General features: G+C 65.8%; 6 protein-coding genes and 2 pseudogenes. 3 read left to right on the top strand and 5 right to left on the bottom strand.

The window, feature by feature from the left end; translation table 11 throughout:
- A pseudogene (locus tag G3N93_RS26575) lies at positions 1-300 on the bottom strand (energy transducer TonB); the annotation flags it as partial.
- Between the two features lie 1,164 nt (positions 301-1,464).
- Here G3N93_RS26575 and G3N93_RS26570 point away from each other — a divergent pair.
- The gene (locus G3N93_RS26570; protein WP_206134303.1) at positions 1,465-4,272 is read left to right on the top strand and encodes a TonB-dependent receptor domain-containing protein; all 2,808 of its coding nucleotides are present in this window, start codon (positions 1,465-1,467) and stop codon (positions 4,270-4,272) included.
- Between the two features lie 196 nt (positions 4,273-4,468).
- Here the strand turns inward: G3N93_RS26570 and G3N93_RS26565 are convergent, their stop codons facing one another.
- A complete protein-coding gene (locus tag G3N93_RS26565; RefSeq protein ID WP_206134302.1) occupies positions 4,469-5,413 on the bottom strand; it encodes an ATP-binding protein in 945 nt (314 codons plus the stop codon).
- Between the two features lie 26 nt (positions 5,414-5,439).
- Entirely contained in the window at positions 5,440-6,348 is a 909-nt protein-coding gene (locus G3N93_RS26560; RefSeq protein ID WP_206134301.1) for a DMT family transporter, read from the bottom strand.
- Positions 6,349-6,438: 90 nt separating this feature from the next.
- On the opposite strand from G3N93_RS26560, the gene G3N93_RS26555 reads away from it, so the two are divergent.
- Positions 6,439-7,239 (top strand): helix-turn-helix transcriptional regulator, encoded by an 801-nt coding sequence (locus G3N93_RS26555; RefSeq protein ID WP_039362607.1) that lies wholly within the window; start codon positions 6,439-6,441, stop codon positions 7,237-7,239.
- Positions 7,240-7,271: 32 nt separating this feature from the next.
- A complete protein-coding gene (locus G3N93_RS26550) occupies positions 7,272-8,387 on the top strand; it encodes a hypothetical protein (protein WP_206134300.1) in 1,116 nt (371 codons plus the stop codon).
- 9 nt (positions 8,388-8,396) lie between these two features.
- Here G3N93_RS26550 and G3N93_RS26545 read toward each other — a convergent pair whose 3' ends face one another.
- Positions 8,397-8,882 carry a DUF1772 domain-containing protein gene (locus G3N93_RS26545; RefSeq protein ID WP_206124025.1) on the bottom strand — a complete coding sequence of 162 codons (486 nt, stop codon included), beginning with the start codon at positions 8,880-8,882 and terminating at the stop codon, positions 8,397-8,399.
- Positions 8,879-9,264 (bottom strand): annotated as a pseudogene (locus G3N93_RS26540) (NmrA family transcriptional regulator); the annotation flags it as partial. The pseudogene G3N93_RS26540 and the gene G3N93_RS26545, both read right to left, overlap by 4 nt.

Genomic DNA, 9,264 nt, shown 5'->3' with positions numbered 1-9,264 from the left:
CGCTTGCGGCGGCGCCTGCACCGGCACCTCCGCGGGCGGCACGAACGGCGGCGGCGGCAACGTCGCTTTCGGCGGCGGCAGCTTGACCACCGGCAACGGTGGCGGGGGCGGCGGCGGCTTCACCGGCTCGATGATGCGGGTTTCGATCGGATGCTGAATCACCTGCACGACCTTGGTCGCGAGGCCGTTGACGAGCGCATAAACCAGCAACACATGCAGCAGCAGCACGACCGCGATGCCGCCGAACCGGCGCACCGGGTTCTGCTGTTTCCCGCCGAACTGCCGCGGGCGCCCGGGCATCGCCGGCCCACCACCGGACGCGAACACACCGTCCTCGATCTTGATACCCACCTTCAGCCCCCCAATGCGAATGTCGCCGATGCACGATGCCCCACGGCCCGGACGGCGGCAGTGTTTGATTCAATACCCAGAAATCAGCATTACTTATTCCGGAACATGCGTTTCCCGCCCGCCGATCGCTCGACACGGGAAAATCACGGCTTATCGAAATTGATTAGATTCCGGAAAATGAAGCGGATGCCCGTCCGCTCGAACAGCGGCCGGCGGAGCGCAGCCCGACCTCGATCACATGGGTCGAAATGGAAGATATTCGAAAAGGAATGAATACCTCAAAAAAACCGCCGCTCCTTGATTGCGAACGATATCAAGAAAAAATTTTGACCGTCAAACTTTTTTTGATGAAACACTCAAAGTTTGACTAGATCAAACTTGCCTCGCTTATTACTCAAACTTTAAAAGTTAAATCACATCAAACATTCCCAATTTCGGGGCATCCGATAATCCAGACAAGTTTGATCACATCAAACTTTCACACTATTTTATTTGCCCTGAAGCGATGTTTTCCGAAGCGGGATTCCGCTCGAATGGCGCCGATGTCCGGTTGACGGACGTCGCTGGCGAACCACGGTTTCACGCACCACGCATTCCGCCGGACACCACGCGCCTCGTACATTCCAGCGGATTTCATGCCGCGGCTCGAAGCAGGCGGCCAATCCGACGCTCGTCGCGCAGGTTTTACGCGCGGCGATCGGCCATTACGCAACGCAACCCGGATGGCGCGACCTGTAGCGAATGACCGGCTGCGACGCGACGCATCGCACGAAGCCAGGTGCTTTTCCTGTTTTCAGCGGATAAATTGAATAAGCCAGTCATTTCAATTTACTTACTCCCGGCCACATCAATATACGTAACGATCATTTGCCGGACCAAAAGTCGATCGATAAAGTCTCTCGCCACGCCACCGGCCATTACTCCCGAATACGGCATCTGAAAGAAAAATCGATTCATTCGACCGATTTCAGATCGCACCCGTCATTCCGGGAGCTCGAATCAGACGCTGGAATTGCGCGGACGAAAGGGAGTTGCGAGTCGCCATGCCGCCGTAAGCGGCATGGATGCCCGGCAACTGCCAGCCATTGAACCTGCTCGCCAACCTACTTGAAGATGCAAAACACGTCGCTCTATATCAAGAGAGGGAGCGCGATTGCGCTCTGCCTGTCCGGCCTCGCAACGACCTGGATGCCCGTCGCCGCGCAGGAAGCCGCGTCGGGCACAGCCGCCGTCGGCGCGCCGCCCAACCCGGCCAGCGCCGCCGCACCGGCCCGCAACGAGGAAACGACGCAAAAGCCCGCAGCTGCATCGCTGAAAACGTTCGTCGTGACGGGGTCGCGCATTCCACGCTCCGAGAAGGAAGGTGCGACGCCCGTCACCGTCATTACCGGTCAGGAGATCGAATCGAAAGGGTACCGAAACGTCTTCGACGCGCTCCAGTCGCAAACCCAGAACACGGGCTTCACGCAAGGCGCCGACTTCGGCAACACGTTCACGCCGGCCGCGAATGCGCTCAGCCTGCGCAGCCTGGGCCCGAACCACACGCTCGTCCTCGTCGACGGCCGACGCGTGGCCGACTACCCGATCGCGTACGACGGCAACGTCAACTTCGTGAACCTGGCCAACATTCCGTCGGCGATGATCGACCGGATCGAAATCCTGAACGGTGCGGCCTCCGCCGTATACGGCTCGGACGCGATCGCGGGTGTGGTCAACATCATCATGAAGAAGCATATCGACGGCATCGAGGTCAACGTCAAGGGCGGCCGAACCTGGGACGGCGGCGGCGGCAACGGCCGGCTTCAGGTGTCGGGCGGCAAGGAATTCGGCGCGTTGAGCACGGTGTTCGGCCTCGAGATCAGCAAGACCAATCCGATATGGTCCGGGCAGCGCGACTTCATGTCGGCGTCGACACTCGAAGGCGAAACGCCGACCAAGACCTGGGCACGCCAGAACCTCGACACCGGCCGCTACGTCGGTGCCGCCGGCGCGTGCGGTGCGCTCGCGGGCATCGGCGCATTCGGCGGCACGTCCACCGTCAACACCCGCAATGGCGCGTACTGCGGTAGCGGCGGCGCGCAGCCATCGTACTGGACGACGCAAACGAACAACGTCAGCGAGAACCTGTACGGCGGCGTCGAATACCGGCTGAGCGATCTCGTCACGCTGTTCGGCTCCGTGTCGACTGCCTGGAACCAGACGGAGAACAACACCCGCGGCCCTAGCTGGACGTCGGCCGCGGCGACGACCGGCTACTTCTTCAATCAGGAAACCGGGGCGAACGAGGCGTGGACCAAGCGCATCTCGCCGCAGGAGATCGGCGGCGCATCGGTGTGGAACAAGCGCTGGGACGACGTCGCGGGCAACCTGATCACCGGCCTGCGCGGCAAGCTGCCCGACAGCAGCTGGAACTACGAGCTCACGTACAGCGCGTCCGGCTACCAGAGCCGCGCGACGGCGCCGCGCCTGTTGTCGAACGTCGACCGCTATTACCTCGGCCCGCAGCTCGGCACCGCGGCCGACGGCGCTCCGATCTACGCGCCCAGCGCCGCACGCTTCGCGACCCCGCTCACGCCGAACCAGTTCGCGTCGATGTACGGCGAATCGACCAGCCGGAACAACACGTGGACGCAGACCTTCAGCCTCGCCGCCAACGGCAACCTGTTCTCGCTGCCCGCGGGCCCCGTGCGCGCCGCCAGCGTGATCGAATACGGCACGCAGGGTTTCAGCAACGCCATCGACCCCGCGCTCAATCAAGGCGTGTACTACAACTCGGCCGGCGCGACCGGTGCGAGCGGCAATCGCAAGCGCTACGCGGCCGCGCTCGAGCTGCGCATCCCGATCCTGAGCCAGTTGACCGCGAACGTCGCCACGCGCTATGACGACTACTCGTTCGCCGGCACCCGCAACAACAAGCTCACGTACGACCTCGGGCTCGAATACCGGCCACTGCGCGAGCTGTTGCTGCGCGGCAATTACGGTACGAGCTTTCGCGCACCGGACATGAATTACATCTTCATGAGCCAGTCGAAGGGCTATTTCGAATCGACCACCGACTACTTCCGCTGCAACCAGTCGGGGAAATCGCTCGCATCGTGCGAATACGCGAACGTGTCGCCGGGCTCGAACTTCATTCAGAAGGGCAATGCGAACCTGAAGCCGGAAAACGGCAAATCGTGGGGTGCCGGCTTCGTGCTCGCGCCCACGCCGGACATCGACCTGTCGGCCGATTACTACAACATCCGCATCGACAATCTCGTCACGACCATCGATCCGGACAATCTGCTGCGGACCGAATCCGCCTGCCGCACGGGGCAACTGAGCGCCAGTTCGCCCAACTGCGTGGACGCGCTGAGCCGCGTGATCCGCAACCCGCTGACGGCCGTGCTCGATCCCGGCGCGATCAACACGATCCTCGTGAACCCGATCAACGCCGCGATGGAAAAGACGACAGGCTTCGACCTCGGCGGCAAATGGCGCGTGCGCGCCGGCCGTGCGGGCACGTTCCTGTTGAGCGCCAACTTCACGAAGGTCCTCAGCCACAAGTACCAGCAATATACGAACGGCCCGGTGCAGGACCTCCTGCATTCGCTCGCGAACCCGACCGGCAACCCGGAGTGGCCGGACAAGCTCACGATGAGCCTGACCTGGTCGATTCCGAAGTGGACGTCGACGATCCAGGTCGAGCGCTACGGCAAGGTGCCGAATGCGGCCCAGACCGCGTACCTGACGCCGACCACGCTCGCGAACCTGAGCCTCTCGCACCAGTTTTCGCGCGACACGTCGCTGACTTTCGTCATGAACAACGTGTTCAACACGATCAAGCACGACGATTCCGCCGGCTGGCCTTACTACACGGTCGGCTACTACATGCCTTACGGCCGTACGCTGTGGCTGGAATTCAGCCATCGCTTCAGTTGATCCCCGCCCGTCCGCGCGGGCCGGCGTGCCAGGGCCGCGATTCAGCGGAACCCTGGAGCGCCGGCTGCCGCAATCGATGCGGCAGCCGGTGGTTGACGGCGACGTCACGCGTCACGCGCAAAGCCTGCCCGGCATCCGGCGAAGTGGAGGCCTTGCCGGTGAAAGCAACGCGCCACGCATCAAGCGGTGGCCCCACTCAACCCGTGCGCCCGTGTGCGCCTTCGCCTGCGGCCCCCTCTTCCGCCAGCCGCCCCGCATAATCCCGCACGAACTGCGCGGCAATCCGCCCCGACCGCGCACCGCGTTCCAGCGCCCACTGCAGCGCCGGTTCGCGCGCCGCGCGAATCTGTTCCGCATCGAATCCGGCTTCGCCAAGCCGGCTGTCGACAACGGCCAGATACGCATCCTGCGTGAACCCGTAGAACGTCACCCAGATCCCGAAGCGCTCGGACAACGAAATCTTCTCCTCCACCGCGTCGCCCGGATGCAGCTCGCCGTTCTCCGCACGCGACACGTTCGCGTTGTCGCTCGCCTGCTCGGGCATCAGGTGGCGGCGATTGGACGTCGCGTACACCAGCACGTTCGACAGGTCGCTCGCGACCGAGCCGTCGAGCACCGTCTTCAGCTCCTTGTAGCCGGTCTCGCCCGCCTCGAACGACAGGTCGTCGCAGAACACGATGTACCGCTCGGGCCGCGCACGCACCAGCTCGACGATCGCCGGCAGATCGCTCAACTGCTCCTTGCCGACCTCGATCAGCCGCAGCCCGTGCGATGCGAACGCGTGCAGGCACGCCTTCACGATCGACGACTTCCCGGTGCCGCGCGCGCCGGTCAACAGCACGTGATTCGCCGCGAACCCGCGCACGAACTGCCGCGTGTTCCGTTCGACGATCGCCACCTGCCGCTCGACGTTGCGCAGCGCATCGAACGCGATGAGCGCGGGCGTCGCGACCGGTTCGAGCGGCGGCGTCCGTCGCCCGCCGTCGAAGCCGCGCCAGCGGAATGCGACAGCCGCATCGAAATCGATCGGCGCCGGCTGCCCGGTGCCCGCCAGCGCTTCGAGCGCGGTCGCGATCCGTTCGAGCTGGTGCGCGAGCGCCGGCCCCTCCACGGCTGCACGCGCATCCGGCAGCGCGGCCATCAGGTTCTGCATGTCGCGATCGCCGCTCATTGCCGCACTCCTTGCGATGCGCCCGCCTGGAACGGAAACCGCTGCGCGATCGCGACGCCGACGAGCGCCACGCCGCCGCCGATCAGGTGATACAGCTTCAGCGATTCGCCGAGCAGCACGATCGCGCCGCCGGCCGTCATCACCGGCAGCAGGTTCATGAACATCGCGCAGCGGCTCGGGCCGAGCAGCCGCACGCCCTGCATCCACAGATACGGCAACACCACCGACGCCAGCACACCGGCATACAGGATCAGCGGCACGCTCGCACGCGTCGGCCACGCCGCCTGCGCGGGCAACCGCAGCAGCATCGGCACCATGAACACGAGCGCGGCGAGCGCCTGCACGTAGGTCGACTGCCACGCCGGCAGCGCGCCGACGCGCCAGCGCTTGAGCAGCACGCCGTACAGCGCATACGCGGCCGACGCGGCCAGCATCAGCAGGTCGCCCGTATGCACGCCGCGCGCGGCGATCGTCGTCGGATGCCCCTCGGCGATCAGGTAGACGACACCCGCGAGCGACAGCACCCCGCCGCCGATCATGCCCACACTGGGCGGATCGCCGAGCAGCAGCGAGCTGAGCGTCATCGTCATCAGCGGCACGAGCGCCGTGATGATCGCCATGTTGGTCGCGCTGGTCGTCTTCGCGGCCTCGTAGGACAAGCTCTGGAACAGCGCCATCGCGAGAAAGCCGAGCACCGCGAGCTTCGGCAGGTGTGCGACGAGCGCCGCGCGATTGCGCCACGCGGGGCGCAGCGTGAACACGCTCATCAGCGCGACGGCGAGCAGCAGCCGGTAGAAGGTGATCGCCGACGGGTCGATCGTCGACGCCGACAGCTTCGACACGACCACGTTGCCGGCCCACAGCGCGATCGCGCAGAAAGGAAACAGAAATGGGGACTTGTTCATCGCGTTTGACGGATTAATATCCTGACAGGGGTCTGGCGTGGATGGGAACGCCATCGTGCCCGCCCGACCAACTGCCTGTCTCACGCCAAAATGTCACGACTTGTCGCGAATCGGACACTCGAGTCCACGCCGCCCGGTGCCCACCTGCGCTTCGAATCGACGCCGATGCCCGTTTCGGCGATGGCGGCGACGTACGCGCACGGCACGTCGATCGCGCCGCACCGCCATCGCCGCGCGCAACTGCTCTATGCGATCGAGGGCGTGATGCACGTGCAGTCGGAAGGCGCGTCGTGGGTCGTGCCGCCGACGCGCGGCGTGTGGCTCGAAGCCGGTCTCGACCACACGGTGCAGATGAGCGGCGACGTGCAGATGCGCACGGTGTTCGTCGAGCCGGGCGCGGTCGAGCACCTGCCCGCGCGAAGCTGCGTCGTGGAAGTGCATCCGCTGCTGCGCGAGCTGATCCTCGCCGCGGTCGACGTGCCGCTCGACTATGCGCCGGGCTCGCGCCACGATCACCTGATGCACCTGCTGCTCGCCGAGGTGACGGTCGCGCCGCTGCTGCCGCTGTACCTGCCGTGGCCGCACGACCCGCGCCTGCGCACGATCTGCGACGCGCTCGTCGCCGCGCCCGACGACCTCCGCACGATCGCCGAGTGGGCCGACCTGCTCGGCCTGTCGGTCCGCACGCTCCATCGCGCGTTCCGGCGCGAGACGGGGCTCAGCTTCCGCCGCTGGCGCGAACAGGCGCGGCTGCTGCTCGCGCTCAAGCGCCTCGCGCACGGCGAGAAGGTGCTGACCGTCGCGATGGATCACGGCTACAGCAGCCAGAGCGCGTTCTCCGCGATGTTCAAGCGGCATTTCGGCGTGTCGCCGTCGGCGTTTTATGCGTAGGCACGGCCGCCGTGGGCGATAGAATCGCGCCCATGAATACGAACATCCCGCACCGTTCGTCTGCATCGACGCACGAATCCCCTGCCGTGAATACGCTCACGTGGGAACACACGCCGATCGCCGATATCTGCGTCGTTCAAGCCGGCTACGGCCATCTGCTCGTGTTGACGACGGACGGTTCGCTGCACGGCGTCGATCTCGATACGGGATGCCGTACGACGCCATGTTCGGTGTCGTTGCCGCCACTCCCGCCACCGACGGGCCACACCGCGTTCGGCACACCCGCTTATCGCCTGCACGCGTCGCCTGACGGCCGGTACGCGGCGATCGTGACCGACTACGGGCGGCACGGCCTCGTCGTCGACGTCGCCACCGGCTCCCCGACGATGCAGCTCGACGGCGGCGACTACTATCCGCATACCGTCCCGTTCAGCGCGTGCTTCCTCCGTCATCGCGACCGCACGATCTTCGTACACCGCACCGCCTGGAACCGGCTCGATGCGGCCGACCCGGCCACCGGCGCATCGCTGACCGCGCGCGACATCGCGCCGTACGCCAACGACGAGCGGCCCGAACACTATCTCGACTACTTCCACGGCCGGCTGGTGCCGAGCCTCGACGGCAGCCGGCTGTTCGATGACGGATGGGTCTGGCAACCCGTTTCGATCCCGCGTGCCTGGTCGGTCGACGCATGGCTCGACGCGAATCCCTTCGAAAGCGAAGACGGCGAATCGGTGGTCAGCCTGACCCAGCGCGACGACTGGGACACGCCTGCCTGCTGGATCGACAGCCGTCATATCGCGTACTGGGGGCTCGCCGACTGGGACGAGGAGGAATTCGCCGAAACCGGGCAGGACGCCGGCGTGCGCATCCTGGATGTGACCGAAGCCCTGCAGTCGAACGACCGGCGCATTCCGATGGCGACCGAACCCGATCGAATCGGCGACCTGTTCAGCGACGGCGCATCGCTGTATGTCGCGACGCCCGCCGGCACGACGATCTGGAGCATTGGCTCGGGTACGCCGCTCGGCACGCTGCCGGGCTTCGTCGCGCGGCGGTACGATCCGGTACGCGGCTCGCTGATCGCCTTCGACGCCGGCACGATCGCCGAATACCGGTTGCCCGTGCCGGCCGCGCACACCGCATGACGCGCGCCGCTACCGCGCCGCAATCCCCGCGATGAACAACACGCACGCGGCTGCCGACGCCACCGTGCGCACGTGATTCCACATCGTCCAGTCGTGCACGTAGCGCGTCCACAGCGCCGCGCCTTGCGCGGTCGACGGATCGGCCGCGGCGAGCGCATCGTTGAGCGGCACGTTGACGGCCATCGTCACTGCGAACATGCCGAACACGTACAGCGCGCCGCCCGCGACCACCATCATCGCGCCCGGCTGCTCGCGATTGAACAGCGCGAGCACGACCAGGGCAAGCGCCATCAGCGTCGTGACGAGGAACAGCGGCATGAACGGCGAACGCACGATGTCGACGTTGATCGCGTTCATCGCGGCCAGGCCGGCCTGCGGCGCGATCCGTCCGAGCGACGTCATCACGAACGTCGAGAACGCGAAATACACGCCGGCCATCAACCCGCAGCCGATGGCCGAGCCCCACAGCAAGGCGGCGGTCACGAACGCGATCATGATCGTGCGCTCCACACGCCGGTGGCGGCCGTCGCACGCGCATAGTCGGCGAAATCGCGTGCCGGCCGCCCGAGCGACTCTTCGATGCCGTGCGTCACCGCGCTGTTGCGCCCGTCGAGCACCACGTCGAACAGATCGTCGAGCAGCGCGACGACCGGCTCCGGCACGCCGACCTCGCGCAATCCGGCAACGAACGCATCGGCCGGAATCTCGCGATAGGCAACCGGCCGGCCGGCGGCCCGTGCGATTTCGCCGACCGCCTCGGCAAACGTCAGCGCGCGCGGGCCCGTGACCTCGATCACGCGGTTCGCGACGCGCGCATCGGTGAGCGCGGCCACGGCCACGTCCGCGATGTCGTCCGCATCGACGAACGGCTCGGGCA

This window comes from Burkholderia sp. Se-20378, from assembly GCF_017104665.1.
In the GTDB taxonomy this organism is placed as follows: Bacteria; Pseudomonadota; Gammaproteobacteria; order Burkholderiales; family Burkholderiaceae; genus Burkholderia; species Burkholderia lata.
Note: the sequence above shows the minus strand (reverse complement) of the source record. Positions and strands in the feature narration are given on the sequence as shown.

Bases quoted from the DNA above. Each gene is read 5' to 3' on its own strand.
- G3N93_RS26570 (WP_206134303.1), top strand. From the start codon at position 1,465: ATGCAAAACACGTCGCTCTATATCAAGAGAGGGAGCGCGATTGCGCTC.
- G3N93_RS26565 (WP_206134302.1), bottom strand. From the start codon at position 5,413: ATGGCCGCGCTGCCGGATGCGCGTGCAGCCGTGGAGGGGCCGGCGCTC.
- G3N93_RS26560 (WP_206134301.1), bottom strand. From the start codon at position 6,348: ATGAACAAGTCCCCATTTCTGTTTCCTTTCTGCGCGATCGCGCTGTGG.
- G3N93_RS26555 (WP_039362607.1), top strand. From the start codon at position 6,439: ATGTCACGACTTGTCGCGAATCGGACACTCGAGTCCACGCCGCCCGGT.
- G3N93_RS26550 (WP_206134300.1), top strand. From the start codon at position 7,272: ATGAATACGAACATCCCGCACCGTTCGTCTGCATCGACGCACGAATCC.
- G3N93_RS26545 (WP_206124025.1), bottom strand. From the start codon at position 8,882: ATGATCGCGTTCGTGACCGCCGCCTTGCTGTGGGGCTCGGCCATCGGC.